Genomic DNA, 17,967 nt, shown 5'->3' on the forward strand with positions numbered 1-17,967 from the left:
TGTTGAACACGAGGGAATATCTAGAATTAGCCAGTACCAAGCAGGTAAGCCCGGATGAACTTTATCGTTTTATGGCTACACAAGTTCCGGAGTTAGCGGTTTTGTACCAGGTGACAGAGGGAAGTAAAAAGCCGTTTTTGGCCAAGGGTAATGCGCCGGATCGCCGATATGTTGTCGCTTTCTCGGATGCGGAGGCATCGGCGGTGGTCAAGGTGGATTACCCTGAATATATGAAACGGGAAGAGGAAGCGGCCCTGCCCTTTCTTTTGAAAGCTTTTCGTTCCGATGCGGAAGGGATTGTTTTGAACCCGGGTCTTCCGTCGCGGTTGTTTTTAAATAAAGGTTATTTGAAGGAATTGATTCGCGAGTACGCTGCAGAGCAACTTGCGAAAATGCCCGGGCCGTGGGTGCCGACGATGGAGCAAAATGTGTTGTTGGTCGAATATGAAAAAGGGCAATATACGGTGGCTGTCTACTTGCGTGAGGAAGATGCCGGGGCCGTGACGCAAAAATCAGGCGGGAAGCCTGTTCAGCGTACCTGGAGCGAGGTTTTGGAGCGTTGCCGGCAACTCGGTGCCGATGCTCCCTATTTTCACTACGGATTGCCGGAACAAATTCCTTTCACAAAAGAGCAGGCAACGCGACTCTTCGCCAGCGTCCAGCCCAAGCAAGTCACGGAGACACCGTCGAAAACGGAGAATATCACACCCCAGCAACGACCGATCGATCCGGATGTGGCCGCAGGGCTTAAGAAATTGGAGAAAGCGACCATTGAAGGACAGGGGATGGGAAATGGCTGGGAAGTTTGCCGGGCGATGGCTGAACTGCGGCGGATCTGGGTCGTTGTGGATCCGGAGGGCAATATGGTGATATTGGCTGGACAAGATCAAAGCCCGATCGTCGACTTTTTCACATCGGAAGTTCATGCCAACCGTCTGATCGCCGAGGCCAGGCAAAAAAACCCCAATCTGCCTGCGATGACGCCCCGCCTCATTTCCACGAAGAAGTTGTATCGTGCTTTGGCCCCGCGCAAGCCGATCGTGTGGATTAACCGCGGATCTCCCGAGGCGTGGACCAGCATTATGGGAGACACTTTGCCCTATGTTCTGCAATTGATGGGGCAATTGCAGGGAGAGTCGGTTTAACCGGGGCAGCTCATTCTTTTTTCATGGATGGAAAAGCTAAAGAGTAACTTAGTCTGAACTTGTATTGATTTTGATAAATGGATGTGGAGATAGAATGGCAAAACAGAAGGAAACGATTACGATTTATGATGTGGCAAGAGAAGCAGGGGTTTCGATGGCGACCGTATCGCGGGTCGTAAATGGAAACCCCAACGTAAAGCCGGCTACCCGAAAAAAAGTATTGAATGTTATCCGCCAGTTGGGTTATCGGCCGAATGCCGTGGCCCGGGGGCTGGCAAGTAAAAAAACGACCACTGTCGGCGTGGTGATTCCGGACATTTCCAATCATTTTTACGCCGAACTGACACGGGGAATCGAAGATATCGCGGCCATGTATCACTATAATATTATCTTGAGCAATTCCGATCTGAAAAAGGAAAAAGAAATCAGCCTGATCGAAACTTTATTGGAAAAACAGGTGGATGGATTGCTCTTTCTCGGCGGGGAAGTGACAGAGGCGCACCGGGAGGTTTTCGCTGCCACTTCCGTCCCGATCGTACTGGCGGCGACGAGAGATGAGAAAAAAGAGTTGCCTTATGTGACGATCGATCAGATTCAGGCGGCAAAAGAAGCGACCAGCGTTCTGATCCATGAAGGAGGCCGGCGCATCGCTTTAATCGGGGGGCCGCTGACAGACTCGGTCAACGGGTATTCGCGTTATCTTGGCTATAAAGGGGCATTGGAAGAAAATGATCTCCCGTTTGACGATGAATTGATCCGGATCGGTGATTACCGTTACCGCTCCGGTTATGAGGCGATGACCGATCTGTTGAAGTCCAAACCGGATATCACTTCCGTCTTCGCTACCAGCGATGAAATGGCGGTGGGGGCTCTGCATGCCGCGCAGGACATGGGGCGGAAGGTTCCCGAAGAACTGTCGGTTATCGGCTTTGAAAATATTCCTCTTTCCTCGCAGGTTCGACCTTTGTTGAGCACGGTGGCGGTTCCGATGTATGATATCGGTGCGGTGGCGATGCGCCTTTTGACCAAATACATGAACGACGAACCGGTCGAGTCAGGCCAGGTGATCCTGCAATACCGCATTGAATTGCGAAATTCGACCAGATTGCGGGAGTGGGAAGAAGAACGCTTGTAACAGAAAACATCCTGTCTGGTCAAACTGCAGCACGGGATGAAAGGGAAGCAAAAGGGAGAGGTTGAAGCGAATGCAGGAAAATCGGAGAGTCGGCCTGATCGGCGCAATGGATGAAGAAATCGCATTGCTGCTGGAAAAAATGGATCAGGCAGTAACGCAGAAAGTGTATCAGACTACCTATTATACGGGAACGCTCAACGGGATCCCGGTTGTGGTTAGCAAATCAGGCGTCGGGAAGGTAAACGGCGCGATTTGCACACAGGTTCTCATCGAGCGGTTTCATGTTGAATCGATCATTTTTACCGGAGTCGCCGGAGCGCTGCATCCGGATCTCGATATCGGGGATCTGGTTATTTCGACCGAATGCCAGCAGCATGATCTCGATGCCAGCGCGCTCGGCTTTCCCAAAGGAACCATTCCGTTTCAGGAAACATCCGTGTTTCCCGCTGATCCGAAATTGATCGAATGGGCGGCGCGAGCGGGCGAAAAGCTCGAAGGAGTTCAGGTGCGCCTGGGCAAGGTTTTGTCGGGAGATCAGTTTATTTCCGACAGCGGGAAAGTAACCGAACTGCGTGAACAGTTGGGCGGGGACTGCGTGGAGATGGAAGGCGCGGCAGTGGCTCATGTGTGCCACTTGAGCGGAACGCCTTTTGTCGTGATTCGCTCCATGTCGGATCGGGCCGACCATTCGGCAGATGTGAATTTCACCGAGTTTACCAAGCTGGCGGCGGAGCGTTCCTCGGTTCTTGTCTGCGAAATTCTCGAACAGCGCAAACGGGAAAAAGAACGGAGTTAAAACCAAAGCACCTTGGGCTTTTGGCCCTTGGTGTTTTTTTCATCATGTTGCCAGTGTACCTCCTCCTGCCGGTGCACATAATAAGGATACGCCAAAGGGGGGAAGCATAATGCCGAAAGACGTACTGTGCGAAGTGAATACCTGCACCTATTGGGGACAGGGAAATCTGTGCAAAGCAGATGAAATTTATGTCGTGACCCATACTGAACAGGCCAAGGATACCAAAGAAACTGATTGCAAGACCTTCAAACCCAAGCACTAACCGAATTTCCGCATCCGGCTGCTTTCGTTATGCAGGCAGCCGGGCTGCTTTTTTGATGTCAAATTGCCAATATTATAATGTATGATATAATAATGAAAAATGAAATCGTTTACAGGGGAGGCGTCTTCATCATGAAAAACACGGAACGTATACCCGTTCAAACCAATGGGAATAATTTGCAAAATTATGAAGAAACCTATGCATCTTTTGACTGGAAACAGGTTGAACAGGAATTTTCCTGGTACAAAACCGGAAAAGTAAACGCCGCCTATGAAGCGATCGACCGTCATGTGGAGCAGGGAAAAGGGGAGAAGACTGCGCTCATCTACAGCGCCCCCGATCGTGAAGAAACGTATACGTTCAGGCAATTAAAGGAGAAATCCAACCAATTTGCCCATTTGTTGAAGCGGATTGGCATACATAAAGGGGACCGCGTTTTCATCTTTATGCCCCGGACACCGGATTTATATGTTAGCTTTTTAGGGACGATTAAAATCGGGGCCATTGTCGGACCGCTTTTTGAAGCCTTTATGGAAGCAGCCGTACGAGACCGCCTGGAAAACAGTGAAGCAGTTGCCCTGGTGACTACGCCAACCCTGCTGGAACGGGTTCCTGTAGACGATTTGCCTCATTTGAAACATATTATTCTCGTCGGGGCCAAAGGGGAATTGACGGACGGCTATTACAGCTTTGAAAAAGAACTGGCCAAATCCCCGACCGAACTGGAACCGGTGTGGGTGGATCGCGAAGATCCGATGCTGATCCATTATACGTCCGGATCAACAGGTAAACCGAAAGGGGTGGTTCACGCCCATAACGCGATGATCCAACACTATCAAACGGGAAAATGGGTGCTGGATCTGCAGGAAGGGGATATCTACTGGTGTACGGCCGATCCCGGCTGGGTGACGGGAACATCTTACGGGATTTTTGCCCCGTGGCTCAACGGTGTCACCAATGTCGTGCGCGGGGGACGGTTCAGCCCTGACGATTGGTACCAAACACTGGAAAAATATAAAGTGACGGTCTGGTACAGCGCTCCGACCGCATTTCGCATGTTGATGGCCGCCGGTGAAGATTTGGTGAAAAAATACGACATTTCTTCGGTGCGCCACGTCCTGAGCGTCGGTGAACCGCTGAACCCCGAAGTGGTGCGCTGGGGACTCCAAGTGTACGGCAAACGGATTCATGACAACTGGTGGATGACCGAAACCGGGGGGATTCTCATCTCCAACTATCCGCAGATGGAGATCAAGCCGGGTTCGATGGGGAAACCGTTCCCGGGCATTTATGCCGCGATCCTTGATGATCAGGGCAATGAGTTGCCGCCGTATGAAATGGGCAACCTGGCGATAAAAACACCTTGGCCCTCGATCATGCGCAAGATTTGGAAAAATCCGGAGAAATACCAAGAGTATTTCCGCATCCCCGGCTGGTATGTATCGGGTGATTCCGCTTATAAGGATGAAGACGGCTATTTCTGGTTCCAGGGGCGTTTGGATGATGTGATCAATACCTCCGGCGAGAGAGTCGGTCCCTTTGAAGTGGAAAGTAAACTCGTGGAACACCCGGCAGTGGCTGAAGCCGGTGTGATCGGAAAACCCGACCCCTTGCGCGGTGAGATTATCAAGGCCTTTATTTCCTTGCGTGCCGGTTATAAGCCATCCGAAGAGTTGAAGGAAGAGATTCGCCAGTTTGTGAAAACGCGCCTGGCTGCTCATGCGGCGCCGCGAGAAATTGAATTCAAAGATAAATTGCCGAAAACGAGAAGCGGCAAAATCATGCGCCGTGTCCTGAAAGCTTGGGAATTGGATTTGCCGGTTGGCGATTTATCCACGATGGAAGATTGAGCGACATAAAAAACCCCTTTAGGCGTTCAGTTCCTAAAGGGGTTTGGTTCGTTACTACTGTATAATGCCTCCCGGTTGCTCCGCTCCTCCGTCTGACGGGCCTTGTCCGCCGTTATTATTGTCAGTCGGTGGCTGGGACGAAGAGGGCGGTTGCTGTGTGCCCGGGTTTTGATTGGGCGGCTGAGCCGGGTTATTTTGCCCGGGGTTGGGTACGGCCGGATTATTGGCCGGCGGTTGTGCTCCTCCGCCCTGTTGACCGCCGGATTGCTGTCCGCCTTGTTGCGGCTGGGCAGGTTGGCGGTTGCACTCAAAGCATTGAAAGGGAACAGAGCCTTCGCTTTTAAACTTGCTTCCCTTCGGAATCATGGAAGGCTGCGCTTGGGCCGCCGCTTTGAAAATGCGATTCCAGGCCATCATGGAAAGATCGTGAACCACGACTGTTGCCGGTTGGTCAAAACCGGTCCAGACGCCGAGCGAGATTTCGGGTGTCGCCCCGATAAACCAGACGTCCTTTTCCGAGGAAGTGGTACCCGTTTTCCCGATCACTTCATAGCCGCTGGTTGCATTTCCAACCATTTGTGCCGTACCGGCGGCCACAACCTGTCGCATCATGCCGCGCAGATCAGATACAGCTGCCGGGCTGAAAACTTTGACCGGCTTGTTGTCCCTGGCGTAATCGTATACGACGTGTCCTTCGGAATCGATGATCTTATCGATCAGATGCGGTTTGTTGAAAACCCCGTTGTTGGCGATCATCGCATAGCCGCCCGTCATTTGTGTGACGGAAAAACCATCGTGAAAACCGCCAAGTGCCGATGCTTCCCCGTCATATTTTTCATTTGGGTTGATATCCATTTTGCGCAGGTACTCAAACCCGTGCTCCACTCCCAGTTTGCGAATGATCTTGATGGCCGGAATATTGAGCGACCATTGCAAGGCGTATGTTGCTGTAACCGGAGCGTTATGGTATTTGCCATTGGCATTGCGGTATGGTGAACCGTCCGGCTTGTAAATCTTCTCATCCACAATCTGCGATGTCGGTGAGATGATGCCTTCATTTAAGGCCGGTCCATAGACCAGGAGCGGTTTGATCGACGAACCGGGTTGCCGTTGCGTGTCGAGGGAACGGTTGAGCCAGTCATAATGCGTTCCGCCGACAAAGGCGAGGATTCCGCCCGTTTTGTTGTCGATCAGGGTTGCACCCACCTGCTCCTTGACCCGCTTGCCATTGATCTTTTTCGACGGCATATGCATTTTGGCAACCGCGTCGTTGACGGCATCGTACATCTTTTGATCGATCGTGGTGTATATTTTGTAACCGCCATTGGTCACTTGCTGGTTATAAGCTTCCAGCGGTTTGTCAATCCCTGCTTTTTTGTCCTTCTCTTGCAGGATTTGTGCAGCTTCTTTGGTGACTGCGTTGATGATGTAAGGATAATCGGCAAATCCGTTATGGAACGACGATTTTTTCGCCAGATGTTTGGCAACATCGTAATGGATTGCTTCATCGTATTGCTCTTTGGTGATTACCTTGTTTTCCAGCATTTTGCCGAGCACGTATTTCATGCGCGCTGTACCGGCTTTCAAATGCGCTTCCTCGTCGCCGTCCTTGGGTGCGTAAAACGGGTTATAGGCATAAGGACTCTGCACCATTCCCGCAAGGTAAGCTGCCTGCGGAATGTCGAGGTCTTTGATGTCCGTATTAAACAAGCCTTTTGCCGCGACGGCAAATCCGGTCATCCGCTTTCCATCCGCATCCGGACCAAACTCGACGCTGTTTAAGTATTTGACCAGGATTTCATCTTTGCTGTAATACTTCTCCAGGCGGATGGCGTCGATGATTTCCATCGTCTTGCGTTCATAGTTCTTGGAACGGTCGTCGAGAATCTTGTTTTTCACCAATTGTTGCGTCAGCGTACTGCCCCCGGTCTGCACGTCGCTGCCGATCACTTGTTGGATTGCAGCCCGAGCGATCGATTTGGGAACAATCCCGTTGTGGGTCCAAAATTCCCGGTCTTCCGTTGAAATTAAAGCGTCGATGAGATTCGGGCTCACTTGATTGAGATTTTTGATCAATTTGCTGTTGGTTTTGGTAACCATGTACCCGATTGGTTTGTTGTCCCGGAAATAGGCGTAGCTTGTTTGCGACCAGCCTGTCAGGTATTTGTCATAATCCTTTTTGGTCATGACCGGCGCGTTTTTAGCGAATGCGGAAAAGACGCCGGTTCCGACGCCGATCACCGCGACGGCGATGATGGAAACTGACGCGAGCAGGATGAGCGCAACGCGTTTTATCACCGGAACGATTTTACTTTTTCCCCATTTTGTCTCTTTCTCGCTGGGGCTGCTTTGAGAGTCCTTCATTCCCTCATTTCTCCCCCCTTTGTCATGCGAAATTAATTATATCACATCCGCCAAACCGCTTGGTGATAGAGAATTTTTGACAATATCTTATTCATTTTTTTAAGACAAAAGACCCCCATCGGGGGAGATGGGGGCGGTCAAAAAGGAAAAGGATCATGATGCGGTTTCTTTTTTCCTTCATCCGGCGGAGGCGGATACCAGGGTTTTGTCGGAGGTTCCGAAGGTTCCGTCGGAGGTGGGTTGTCGCCGTTGTTCGGGGGCGGGGGTACCGATGGAGGAAGCGCCGGTGGAAGATCAGGCGGCTGGTTGTTATGCTGATCCCGGTTATTCTTTTGTTCTTTTTTCTTCTTGTCTTGATATTTTTTGATTTTATCGCATTCCAGGCATTTTACACCGTCAAACAGATGCCCGGGGTTTTCAAAACGGGCTCCTTTGTCGAAGTAAGAAGGGCTTGATTTTGCTGCGGCGTTAAAGATATTCACCCAGGCCCGTTTGGTAAAATGGTCATTATGAGACATGCTGAATCCGTAATCATAACCGCTCCAGGCTCCAATGGTAACCTGTGGTGTATAGCCGATAAACCAGAGATCGCGGTCATCGGTCGAGGTACCCGTTTTGCCGGCCAGGTCGTAGCCGTGAATCCGGCTGCCGATGAAGACACCGGTTCCGCTTTTCACCACATCCCGGAGCATGTCTGTTATCTGATAAGAGGTTTGCGGTGAAAAAATGCGGGTTGGAGCCTGTTTGTGTTCCCAGATCACATGGCCGTTTGCATCTGTCACTTTGGATATGAGATAAGGGCTGTTGTAGTTTCCCTGATTGGCAAAGGTAGCGAAAGCGGCGGTCATTTTAGCCACGGTGTAGCCCCGGGTCTGCCCGCCGATCGCCGCTGCTTCCCCGTCGATCGGATCAGGCGGTATTCCCAGTTTGCGGAGGTAGCTAAAGCCTGTGTCGTGGCCCAACCGGTTGAATACTTTGATGGCTGGGATATTGTACGACCATTTTAGTGCCTCCTTCACAGTAACCGGCCCGTGGTATGTTTTGCCCGAATTCTCATAGTAACCGGAGCCGTCGGCGCGGGGAATTTTCTCGTCCAGAACCAGTGTGTCGGGAGAGATCACTTTTTCCTCGATGGCCGGCCCGTAAACCAGAAGCGGTTTGATTGTGGAACCCGACTGTCTCGAGGCATCCAGCGCATGGTTTTTCGCATTCTGGTTATAACTCGAAGTGCCCGGGACAAATGCGAGAATGGCACCGCTGCGGTTGTCGATGATCACTGCTCCCAGCTGTTCGTGCCCCTTGATCCCTTTGTAGGTGCGGTTATGAAAAGTCAAATTTTTGGTTGCGGCTTTGTTTACGGCGTCATACATTTTTTGGTCGATTGTGCTGTAAACGTGGTAACCGCGCGTCTGTACCTGCTTGACATACTGTTCGAGTGTGGAGCGGTATTTGCCCTGTTTGCTGAGTTCTTCGATATTCAGGCCGTCATGCTGCATGAGAATTTCCGCTGTTTCCGTTTCCAGGGCATACATGATAAATGGATAACTGCTATAGCCGTTGGCAGACGGATCAGGTTTGGCCAGCGATGCCTTAATGTTGAATTTCAGTGCTTCGTGATACTGTTGCGGCGTAATCTTGCCAGTTTCCAGCATATTGCGCAGAACCAGTTGCATTCGCTTGATACCGTGTTGCAGATTTTTTTCACCGCGGAAGGGGTTATAATCGTTCGGCCGCTGAACCATACCGGCGATATAGGCGGCTTGTGGCAGATTCAATTCCTTGGCATCGACGTTGAACAAACCTTTGGCAGCTGCCTGGACACCGTATAAATTTTGCCGGTTTGCCCCTTTTCCGAAGAAAACGCTGTTCATATAGTAGACAAGTATCTGGTTTTTGCTAAACATTGCGTCGAGGCGAACGGCCAGAACGATTTCCTTGGATTTGCGCTCAAGGTCCTGTTCGCGGTTTTTGAGGATCACATTTTTGACCAATTGCTGGGTGATCGTGCTTCCGCCGGTCGTGACGTCCGCATGAACCAACTGCTGGTAGGCAGCGCGAAGAATCGAGCGCGGCACGATTCCGTGATGAGTGTAAAAATCGCGATCCTCCGTGGCGATAAAAGCATCGACGAGGTAAGGACTTACATCGTTGACGGATCTGATCAATTTGCGATATTCACCGTCATTGCGAAAAGCGCCAATACGTACAGGGTTATTATTTTTGTCCGTATTTTGAAAATAGGCATAACTGTTTTGAAATAAACTGTCGAGATCGCGTTGGAAATCTGCTTTGCTGCGCACCGGTTCATCTTTGACCATGGCGGAAACGATTCCCGCCCCGATTCCGGCTCCGCAGGCAGACAGGATAAAAAGCAGCGCCAGGGCCCACCAGACGGTCTTTAGCGTCCATTTGAGATAGCGCCTTTTTTTCCTGTGTCGCTGGCGCCTGGATTCATGTTTTTTCATTCACTTGATACCCTCCTCGTTCTAGGGTAATATTATAACATAATCTGGATGAAACATTCTTTCACCACGAATAAACTTAAATATCAAAAAAGCTGTGAACAAGCCCAGTAGCCGATAGAGAGGACCTTTCAGAGAGCTGGTGGCCGGTGCAAACCAGCAGGCCGCTATCCGGTGAATTACACTTTGTGAGCTGACACTGGTTATGTTTGGATCAGTGTACGGACCGGTTCCGTTATCAGAATGAGCGGGAAGCAGAAGCTCTGCTTTCAATTAGGGTGGTACCGCGGAAATCAAGCTCCGTCCCTTCTTTGGGCGGGGCTTTTATTGTTGAACAAAAGGAGGGTGTCTTTGCATGAAAGTAAAAGAAGAAGTTTTATCGCCTGAAATCGAAGCGGAAGTAAACCGACAGTTAAAAATCATCAAACGGGGGGCAGCGGAAATTCTTCCTTTGGAAGAGCTCGTTTCCAAATTGCGCCGCTCCATTGCCACGAAAACCCCGCTGAAAGTAAAACTGGGACTCGATCCCACTGCACCCGACCTGCATCTCGGCCACACAGTGGTCTTTAATAAGCTTCGTGATTTTCAACGGCTGGGCCATATCGTGCAACTGGTGATCGGTGATTTTACTGCGCAGATCGGTGACCCGACGGGCAAGTCGGAAACCCGTAAACAGCTGACGGAGGAAGAAGTGAAGGAAAACGCCAAAACCTATACGGAACAGCTTTTTAAAGTACTTGATCCGGAAAAGACGGAGATCCACTTCAACAGCCATTGGCTGAGCCCGCTCACTTTTGCCGACGTCACCCGGCTGGCTTCCAAATGCACAGTGGCCCGGATGTTGGAACGGGATGATTTTTCCAAACGCTACCATAGCGGGCAGGCGATCAGCATCCATGAGTTTTTCTACCCGCTGATGCAGGGCTATGATTCCGTCGCTCTGAAAACCGATGTGGAACTTGGTGGAACCGATCAAACCTTCAACCTGTTGATGGGACGCCAGTTACAAAAAGAGTTTGGCCAGGAAGAACAAGTGATTTTAACCATGCCGCTCCTCGAGGGGTTGGATGGCGTCAAGAAAATGAGCAAAAGCCTCGGCAATTACATTGGCGTCGATGATCAGCCGGATGATATGTACGGGAAAGCGATGTCGATTCCGGATGAGCTGATGGCTAAGTACTTTGAACTGGCGACCGATGTATCGCTCGAGGAGTTGGAAAACATCAAGAAAGGGCTGGAAAGCGGACAGCTTCATCCCCGTGACACAAAAATGAAATTGGCGCGCACTCTGGTGCGGATGTACCATGGTGAGGAAGCGGCAGAAGAAGCGGAAAAACGCTTTAAGGTCGTGTTCCAGCAGCGGGAACTGCCACAGGATATGCCGGAAGTGGCAATCGGGGAAAATGAGCTGGAAGATGGCCGGATGTGGATCGTCGCGCTCTTGTCCAAACTGGGGCTGGTTGCCAGCAATGGAGAAGGACGCCGCATGATTCAGCAGGGAGGCGTGCGCATCAATCAGGAAAAAGTCTCAGACCAGTCAGCACAAGTTCCGGTTGAGGACGGAATGGTCGTGCAGGTGGGCCGGCGCAAATTTGCCCGGGTCAAGCTCGAATCATGATCGTGAGGGGATGGTTTGTCAGTGGGCAAGCCGTCCTTTTTTTCATTGAAATTGTCCGATCGCGGGTTCCGGAGTTCCCCCTGAATCTCCTGACGTTTCTTACACAAAAAACTTTGGCCCGCAGAACAGCCAAAGTTTTTGAAGCCGCCGATGACTGGGACGGAGGGTAAGTTAAAATTCTACGAAAAACGGGTGTTTTTTTTCGTCGAGGCAGTAGAAGATCCGTTGTTTCATGTTGCGCCAGGATACCAGGCGCATCGCCGTTTCAATCGGAAAATAATCAGCATCTTCGATTTCATTGTTTTCATCAATCGTAATGCGTCCACCAATGGGCTTCCCGCGGAAAAGAAAGTTGCAGATGCCGGAACGCGGATTTTGGAAAATTCCGCAATATTTGACCAGCTTAATGTGAATTCCCGTTTCTTCTTTCACTTGACGGATCACGGACAGGCGGATCGATTCTTTTTCTTCCACAAGTCCGCCGGGAAGCTCCCAGCCCCGTTTCGGATGTTTCACCAGCAAAATCTCGGCATCATAGTTGAGAACGACGGCATAGGCAGCCAAAACATGTTTGGGTGAAGCCATGGGGATCACCTGACCTTTCGTCTCATGGGGCATACGTGGAGCCCGAAAGCGAGAAGAAAACGTTTGGTTACTACCATTTTAGCAAAAACCGGCTGGAAAAAGTATAGAGCAAAAAAGTGTAGGAGCAGGATAAGAGGGGAATATTATTGGAATTGGCCGGAGTTGTGTTCTGTTTCTGTTAATCTATGCAATTGGATTTGTGATGGTCAGGGCAGCACCGCTTTCCTCCCGATTTTGTCTTCCTTTTTCACGGGGATGACCATTGCCGGATTTGTTTTGACAGAGAAAAAAGCCACACCCCGGACAGGAGTGCGGCTTTTCACGGTATATGATGAGATTAACGAGAGTAGAACTCTACGATCATCGTCTCGTTGATTTCAGACGGCAATTCGGACCGCTCCGGAAGACGGGTGTAAGTGCCTTCCAGTTTGTTCTCATCAAAAGAGAGATACTCCGGCAGATATTGACGTTCTTCCAGAGCCTCTTTTACAACCGTCAAATTGCGGCTTTTTTCGCGCAGACCGATCACATCGCCAGGTTGTACCTGATAGGAAGGACGGTCAACGGTTTTACCGTTAACGGTAATGTGACGGTGTACCACCAATTGGCGGGCTTGTGCGCGGGTACGGGCAAAACCGAGACGATAAACGAGGTTATCGAGACGGGATTCCAAGAGCTTCATGAAGTTTTCACCATGAACCCCTTTCATTTTACCCGAGCGCACGAACAAGTTGCGGAATTGTTTTTCGCTTACGCCGTACATGAGGCGCAGTTTTTGCTTCTCCTGAAGCTGCAATCCGTATTCAGAAAGTTTTTTGCGTTGGCCGGGTCCGTGTTGTCCTGGCGCATAAGGGCGTTTAGCCAGCTCTTTTCCGGTGCCGGAAAGAGAAATACCAAGACGACGGCTCAATTTCCAACGCGGTCCGGTATAACGTGCCATTTTTGTTGCTCCTTTCATCATTTGCTTTGAAATTGACGCAAATGACAGGGTGCTAATTCGCTTTGCTTTATCCAGGCCTTCCGGATAGCGGCGAAAGACCGGATACCCATGATAAAATCACGGGGCGAATTAGTGAGGGTGATCCCTTCACCTATCCTTTGCTGCTATCCTCAAATCCCCTTTGGAGGCAGTTTTGAGCCATACAAACAACAATTATAGCCGATTTGGGCGAAATGTCAATAAAGGGAAGAAAGCGGCCGGGCCTTGCCGCAGCAGCCGATGGAACGGGCCTATTCGCCCGGATCAGCGGAACCTTTCCGGCCCGGTCTTACCCGGACATAGTGGATCGGCATTCCACGGGAAACGAATTTGTCTTCATACTCGGTTGTGATATTGGCCGAAGCATAAGGGCTGTGGTGCAGATCACGGGAGAGTTCGATCGTCTCCCAACCGGCTTCCTGAAATTCTTCCAGCGAAAAATCGAAAAGGGAAACGCTGTCGGTTTTCAGGATCAGGTCACCGCCCGGAGCCAGTAATTTCTCATAGCACTCGAGAAATGTGCGGTAAGTGAGGCGGCGTTTGGTGTGGCGTTTTTTGGGCCACGGATCGCTGAAGTGGAGATAGAAGCGGTCGACTTCCCCGGGTGCAAAAATCTCATCCAGCCATTGGACATCGGCCCAGATATAACGAAGGTTGGGGTTTTTCGTCGCTTCACCTTTCCGGACAGCCATGAGCAGCGGTTCTTCAATCCGCTCAACCCCGATCCAGTTGATTTCGGGATGAAGACCGGAGGTTTTGGCCAGGAACTGTCCTTTTCCGGTGCCCAGTTCCACATGGAGCGGTTGCGCCGGTTCGGGGAACAGCTCGCGCCACCTTCCCTGAAATTCGCTTTTATTTTCTTCCGTCGCCGTGAAGACGAGCGGGTGTTCACTTAAAATCTTCTTCGCTTCGGGTTTTCTTCGTAGACGCATTTTTCTCAACCATTCCTACATTTTTTTTCGTTTCTTATTATATCGGGGTTTCGCCCAAAAACAAACTTGAAAATTCCCCGTCGCCTTAACCGGTAAAAACAATATAAATTTATACTTGCGGGAATTTTGGATCTACATTATTCTATTCTTGAGAAAACGTTTTCATCAAATTTGTGAGTTTTTTTATTCAATTTGAAAAAAAGGGTGCCGTTTACGGGAGGTGTTGGTTCCCCGCGGCGAAAGTCGCCGGTTTACAGATCATCTCCGGGAGGGATCACGCTCCCGGGAAATGTCTTTCCGCTCAACTCATCGCAAGGAGGAGAAGGAAATGAAGCTAGGGGTTTTTACTGTTTTATTTTCCCAGAAGCCATTTGAAGAGATGCTGGATTACGTCAAGGATGCAGGTGTTGAAGCAGTGGAGATCGGAACCGGCGGATATCCTGGCTCCGCTCACTGCAATCCGGATGAATTATTGGAGGATGCGGGCAAGCTGAAGGCGTTCAAAAAAGCTGTGGCCGATCGGGGCTTGGTGATCAGCGCTCTCAGCTGTCACGGGAATCCGCTCAATCCGAATAAGGAGCACGCCAAAGCTTCTCATGACATCCTTATGAAAACGGTTCGCCTGGCTGAAAAGTTGGAGGTTCCCGTCGTCAATACCTTCTCGGGAACGCCCGGTGATCACGAGGGAGCCAGGTACCCGAACTGGCCTGTCGCACCCTGGCCGCCTGAATACCGGGAAGTGCTTAAATGGCAATGGGAAGAAAAAATCATCCCCTATTGGAAAGAAGCCGGGAAATTTGCCGAAGAGCATCATGTGAAAATCGGCCTGGAACTTCATGGCGGTTTCTCTGTCCACACGCCGGCCACGCTGTTGAAATTGCGTGAAGCGGTAGGTGAAGTGATCGGAGCCAATCTTGACCCCAGCCATATGTGGTGGCAGGGCATTGAGCCGGTGGGCGCGATCAAGATATTGGGCAAGGAAGGGGCGATTCACCACTTCCACGCGAAAGATACCGTGATTGACCAAGACAATGTGAATATGTATGGACTGACGGATATGCAGTCTTATGAAAATTTGCAATCGCGGGCATGGCAGTTCCGGACGGTCGGATTCGGGCACAGCCTGAAGGAGTGGGCCGATATTTTGAGTGCTTTACGCTTGTCCGGCTATGATTACGTAGTCAGTATTGAGCATGAAGATGCCCTGATGTCGATTGATGAAGGGTTCCGGAAAGCGGTTGCCAATCTGAAACAGGTCATGCCGAGCGAGTCACTGTCCGAGATGTGGTGGGTCTGACCGAGTAAAAAGAAGATGGGGTGGAGTGGATGAGTGCACAATTGAAGATCGGGCTGATCGGGGCCGGCGGGATTGCCCAGGCCCATCTCCGGGCCATCGAAAAAGAGCCGCGGGTCAAGGCGGTGGCGATTGCCGATGTTGCCGAGGAGTTTGCCCGCACAACGGCTGCCAAGTTTGCCATCGATCAGGTTTATACGGATTATGAGAAAATGCTCGAGCAGGAGTCACTGGACGCAGTCATCGTCTGTGTCCCCAACTTCCTGCATGCTCCGGTGGCGCAGGCTGCACTGGAAGCGGGAAGCCATGTACTGTGCGAAAAACCGATGGCTTTAAACGTTGAATTAGCCGAAAAAATGAAAGAAACGGCCGACCGGGCCGGCAAAATTTTGATGGTGGCACAGAACAACCGGTTCCGGACGGAAACGCAACTGGCAAAAAAATGGGCGGACGATAAAAAATTCGGAAAAATCTATCATGCCAAGACCGGCTGGGTACGGCGCAACGGAATTCCCGGCTGGGGCAGTTGGTTTACGCAAAGGGAAAAAGCGGGAGGAGGGCCGCTGATCGACGTCGGGGTGCACGTGCTTGACCTGACTTTGTGGATTATGGGTTATCCTCAGCCTGTATCTGTCCTTGGCCGGACGTATGATATGTTCGGTTCACGCAAAGAGAAACTGATGGGTTATGGCCGGATTGTCGACCAGGGATCATTCAATGTGGAAGATCTGGCGGTTGCGATGATCCAATTCGCCGATGGATCTTCCCTCGTACTTGATGCCAGCTGGGCAAGCCACATCCGAAAAGAGAGCGTTTACCTTGAATTGTACGGAGATCGGGGCGGAGCCTCCCTCGACCTTATGGAGCAAACAGTGACATTGTATCAGGATGTGGATGGCAAGCCGGTCGACCAGGTCACTCATTTAGATTATCAGGATGAACGCCTGGCATTGCTGAAAAATTTCGTTGATGCGGTCACCGGAAAGGCAAATCCGATCTGCAAACCGGAAGAGAGCATCATGATTCAAAGAATTTTGGATGCGATTTACCAGTCGGCGCAAACGGGTGAATTGGTTCGTTTCGCATAAGTGTTCCCAATTTTTCCTCACGGGAGGTTATGTCGATGAAGAACTGGAAAAAGTGGATCGCGGCCGGACTGCCTTTCCTGATGGCTTTTTCATTGACTGCCTGCTCGCAGGATGAGGCGGGCGGAGGGCAAGGAAAAGGTGATGTGGTCACCATCACCTGGGCCCGGGGCAAAGACGAAACACAAGAATCGAAAAAATTGGTGGAAGCTTTTGAAAAGGCGCATCCCAACATCAAAATCAACATAAAGGACATGCCGACGGACACCGGACAGTACCATGATCAAATGGTGACGATGCTCAGCGCAAGCTCGAGTGAAATCGATGTTTTTAACGCGGATGTGATCTGGCCGGCCGAATTTGCCAAAGCCGGTTATCTGGAGCCGCTCGACCGCTATATTGATCATGACCAGATTGACCTTGGCAAATATATCCCCGGTGCTGTTCAAGCAGGGAAAGTTGATGGTCAACAGTATGCACTCCCCAAGTATATCGATGCGGGCCTTTTGTTTTATCGCAAGGATTTGATTCCGTCCCCTCCGAAAACGTGGGATGACTTGATCAAACTGGCCAAGGAAACCAAAGGCAAAGGCGGTACTCAGTTTGGTTATCTGATGCAGGCCAAGCAATATGAGGGGCTGGTCTGTAACTTTATCGAATTTGCCGGCGCTTATGGCGGCCGCATTCTGGATGACAAAGGCAATGTGGTGATCAACAGCCCGGGCACGATCAAGGGCTTGGAGAAATTGATCGAAATTACGCAGTCCGACTTCGTGCCGAAAAACATTTCCACCTTTACCGAAGTGGAAACCCATACTTCCTTTACTCAGGGACAAGCCCCGTTGGCGCGAAACTGGCCTTATATGTATAACCTTGTGCAGGACAAATCCCAGTCGAAAGTGGTTGACAAAGTGGGGGTCGCCCCGTTGCCGGCCGGAGACCACGGATCGGTCGCTGCGCTGGGCGGATGGATGATGGGGATCAACAAGTTTTCCAAGCATAAAAAAGAGGCCTGGGAATTCGTCAAATTCATGTCCGGCCCGGAAGGGCAAAAGATTTCGGCCATTTATGGAGGGAAAACGCCGACTTATCTCCCGACCTTTGACGATCCTGAAGTACAAAAGGCTTATCCGCTCTTTGGAGACAAGAACTACGTCCAGGGAGTGAGCGCTGCTATTCCGCGCCCCATTTCACCGGATTATCCGAAAATCTCTGACGTGATCCAAATCGAGGTTTCCAAAGCGGTTACGGGCAAAGAAACAGCAGAACAGGCTGTCAAGAACATGGATACACAGCTGAAACAGCTTTTGCACCAATAACATCGATGTCTGATTCGGCCCGTCCCTTGGTCAAAACCGGACCGCCGTCCGCATAGCGCTTGCGGTAAGAGGAGATACCCAAGAGCCGAGAGTCATAGGCCGAGTGCTTATGGCTCTTGGTTTATCAGGTCTTTTTGGCTC

General features: G+C 50.8%; 14 protein-coding genes and 1 other annotated feature. Of the genes, 9 read left to right on the top strand and 5 right to left on the bottom strand.

Annotated features, from left to right (window positions below):
- The first annotated feature begins 2 nt into the window (after positions 1-2).
- From I8U18_RS00420 to acsA, 5 genes are all read left to right on the top strand, one after another.
- Positions 3-1,145, top strand: a complete 1,143-nt coding sequence (locus I8U18_RS00420; RefSeq protein WP_152568440.1) for a hypothetical protein — start codon at positions 3-5, stop codon at positions 1,143-1,145.
- Positions 1,146-1,239: 94 nt separating this feature from the next.
- The gene (gene ccpA, locus I8U18_RS00425; RefSeq protein WP_198055182.1) at positions 1,240-2,280 is read left to right on the top strand and encodes a catabolite control protein A; all 1,041 of its coding nucleotides are present in this window, start codon (positions 1,240-1,242) and stop codon (positions 2,278-2,280) included.
- A 70-nt stretch (positions 2,281-2,350) separates the two neighbouring features.
- Positions 2,351-3,076, top strand: a complete 726-nt coding sequence (locus I8U18_RS00430) for a 5'-methylthioadenosine/adenosylhomocysteine nucleosidase (RefSeq protein WP_198064379.1) — start codon at positions 2,351-2,353, stop codon at positions 3,074-3,076.
- A 109-nt stretch (positions 3,077-3,185) separates the two neighbouring features.
- Complete coding sequence (locus I8U18_RS00435; protein WP_081943620.1) at positions 3,186-3,338, top strand: DUF1540 domain-containing protein; 153 nt, start codon at positions 3,186-3,188, stop codon at positions 3,336-3,338.
- A gap of 131 nt (positions 3,339-3,469) precedes the next feature.
- The gene (gene acsA, locus I8U18_RS00440; RefSeq protein ID WP_198055184.1) at positions 3,470-5,188 is read left to right on the top strand and encodes an acetate--CoA ligase; all 1,719 of its coding nucleotides are present in this window, start codon (positions 3,470-3,472) and stop codon (positions 5,186-5,188) included.
- 54 nt (positions 5,189-5,242) lie between these two features.
- On the opposite strand, the gene I8U18_RS00445 is transcribed toward acsA, so the two are convergent.
- Both I8U18_RS00445 and I8U18_RS00450 read right to left on the bottom strand, forming a co-directional pair.
- Positions 5,243-7,552: a transglycosylase domain-containing protein gene (locus I8U18_RS00445; protein ID WP_198055185.1), complete on the bottom strand. Its 2,310-nt coding sequence runs from the start codon at positions 7,550-7,552 to the stop codon at positions 5,243-5,245.
- A gap of 137 nt (positions 7,553-7,689) precedes the next feature.
- Positions 7,690-10,017, bottom strand: coding sequence for a transglycosylase domain-containing protein (locus tag I8U18_RS00450; protein ID WP_198064380.1), 2,328 nt, complete (start codon positions 10,015-10,017; stop codon positions 7,690-7,692).
- A gap of 85 nt (positions 10,018-10,102) precedes the next feature.
- Positions 10,103-10,325: a binding site (T-box leader), on the top strand.
- Between the two features lie 44 nt (positions 10,326-10,369).
- Here I8U18_RS00450 and tyrS point away from each other — a divergent pair.
- A complete protein-coding gene (gene tyrS, locus I8U18_RS00455) occupies positions 10,370-11,632 on the top strand; it encodes a tyrosine--tRNA ligase (protein WP_198055187.1) in 1,263 nt (420 codons plus the stop codon).
- A 171-nt stretch (positions 11,633-11,803) separates the two neighbouring features.
- Here the strand turns inward: tyrS and I8U18_RS00460 are convergent, their stop codons facing one another.
- The 3 genes from I8U18_RS00460 to trmB all read right to left on the bottom strand — a co-directional run bounded on the left by I8U18_RS00460 (position 11,804) and on the right by trmB (position 14,128).
- Positions 11,804-12,217 carry an NUDIX hydrolase gene (locus I8U18_RS00460; RefSeq protein ID WP_033099081.1) on the bottom strand — a complete coding sequence of 138 codons (414 nt, stop codon included), beginning with the start codon at positions 12,215-12,217 and terminating at the stop codon, positions 11,804-11,806.
- A 337-nt stretch (positions 12,218-12,554) separates the two neighbouring features.
- Positions 12,555-13,157 carry a 30S ribosomal protein S4 gene (gene rpsD / locus I8U18_RS00465; protein WP_033099080.1) on the bottom strand — a complete coding sequence of 201 codons (603 nt, stop codon included), beginning with the start codon at positions 13,155-13,157 and terminating at the stop codon, positions 12,555-12,557.
- A 290-nt stretch (positions 13,158-13,447) separates the two neighbouring features.
- Positions 13,448-14,128, bottom strand: coding sequence for a tRNA (guanosine(46)-N7)-methyltransferase TrmB (trmB, locus tag I8U18_RS00470; protein WP_198055188.1), 681 nt, complete (start codon positions 14,126-14,128; stop codon positions 13,448-13,450).
- 328 nt (positions 14,129-14,456) lie between these two features.
- Here trmB and I8U18_RS00475 point away from each other — a divergent pair, with 328 nt between their 5' ends.
- From I8U18_RS00475 to I8U18_RS00485, 3 genes are read left to right on the top strand one after another with little or no spacing between them, the layout of a single operon-like run.
- Positions 14,457-15,425 carry a sugar phosphate isomerase/epimerase family protein gene (locus I8U18_RS00475; RefSeq protein WP_033099078.1) on the top strand — a complete coding sequence of 323 codons (969 nt, stop codon included), beginning with the start codon at positions 14,457-14,459 and terminating at the stop codon, positions 15,423-15,425.
- A gap of 29 nt (positions 15,426-15,454) precedes the next feature.
- Complete coding sequence (locus I8U18_RS00480; RefSeq protein WP_198055189.1) at positions 15,455-16,510, top strand: Gfo/Idh/MocA family protein; 1,056 nt, start codon at positions 15,455-15,457, stop codon at positions 16,508-16,510.
- Between the two features lie 35 nt (positions 16,511-16,545).
- Positions 16,546-17,826, top strand: a complete 1,281-nt coding sequence (locus I8U18_RS00485; protein WP_033099076.1) for an ABC transporter substrate-binding protein — start codon at positions 16,546-16,548, stop codon at positions 17,824-17,826.
- The last annotated feature ends 141 nt before the right edge of the window (positions 17,827-17,967 follow it).

The sequence above is a fragment of the Thermoactinomyces sp. CICC 10522 genome, assembly GCF_016055075.1.
GTDB classification, from domain to species: domain Bacteria; phylum Bacillota; class Bacilli; order Thermoactinomycetales; family Thermoactinomycetaceae; genus Thermoactinomyces_A; species Thermoactinomyces_A daqus.

Excerpts from the sequence above, each read along its gene's own strand:
- ccpA (WP_198055182.1), top strand. The coding sequence starts at position 1,240 with ATGGCAAAACAGAAGGAAACGATTACGATTTATGATGTGGCAAGAGAA.
- I8U18_RS00430 (WP_198064379.1), top strand. The coding sequence starts at position 2,351 with ATGCAGGAAAATCGGAGAGTCGGCCTGATCGGCGCAATGGATGAAGAA.
- I8U18_RS00435 (WP_081943620.1), top strand. The coding sequence starts at position 3,186 with ATGCCGAAAGACGTACTGTGCGAAGTGAATACCTGCACCTATTGGGGA.
- acsA (WP_198055184.1), top strand. The coding sequence starts at position 3,470 with ATGAAAAACACGGAACGTATACCCGTTCAAACCAATGGGAATAATTTG.
- I8U18_RS00445 (WP_198055185.1), bottom strand. The coding sequence starts at position 7,552 with ATGAAGGACTCTCAAAGCAGCCCCAGCGAGAAAGAGACAAAATGGGGA.
- I8U18_RS00450 (WP_198064380.1), bottom strand. The coding sequence starts at position 10,017 with ATGAAAAAACATGAATCCAGGCGCCAGCGACACAGGAAAAAAAGGCGC.
- tyrS (WP_198055187.1), top strand. The coding sequence starts at position 10,370 with ATGAAAGTAAAAGAAGAAGTTTTATCGCCTGAAATCGAAGCGGAAGTA.
- I8U18_RS00460 (WP_033099081.1), bottom strand. The coding sequence starts at position 12,217 with ATGGCTTCACCCAAACATGTTTTGGCTGCCTATGCCGTCGTTCTCAAC.
- rpsD (WP_033099080.1), bottom strand. The coding sequence starts at position 13,157 with ATGGCACGTTATACCGGACCGCGTTGGAAATTGAGCCGTCGTCTTGGT.
- trmB (WP_198055188.1), bottom strand. The coding sequence starts at position 14,128 with ATGCGTCTACGAAGAAAACCCGAAGCGAAGAAGATTTTAAGTGAACAC.
- I8U18_RS00475 (WP_033099078.1), top strand. The coding sequence starts at position 14,457 with ATGAAGCTAGGGGTTTTTACTGTTTTATTTTCCCAGAAGCCATTTGAA.
- I8U18_RS00480 (WP_198055189.1), top strand. The coding sequence starts at position 15,455 with ATGAGTGCACAATTGAAGATCGGGCTGATCGGGGCCGGCGGGATTGCC.
- I8U18_RS00485 (WP_033099076.1), top strand. The coding sequence starts at position 16,546 with ATGAAGAACTGGAAAAAGTGGATCGCGGCCGGACTGCCTTTCCTGATG.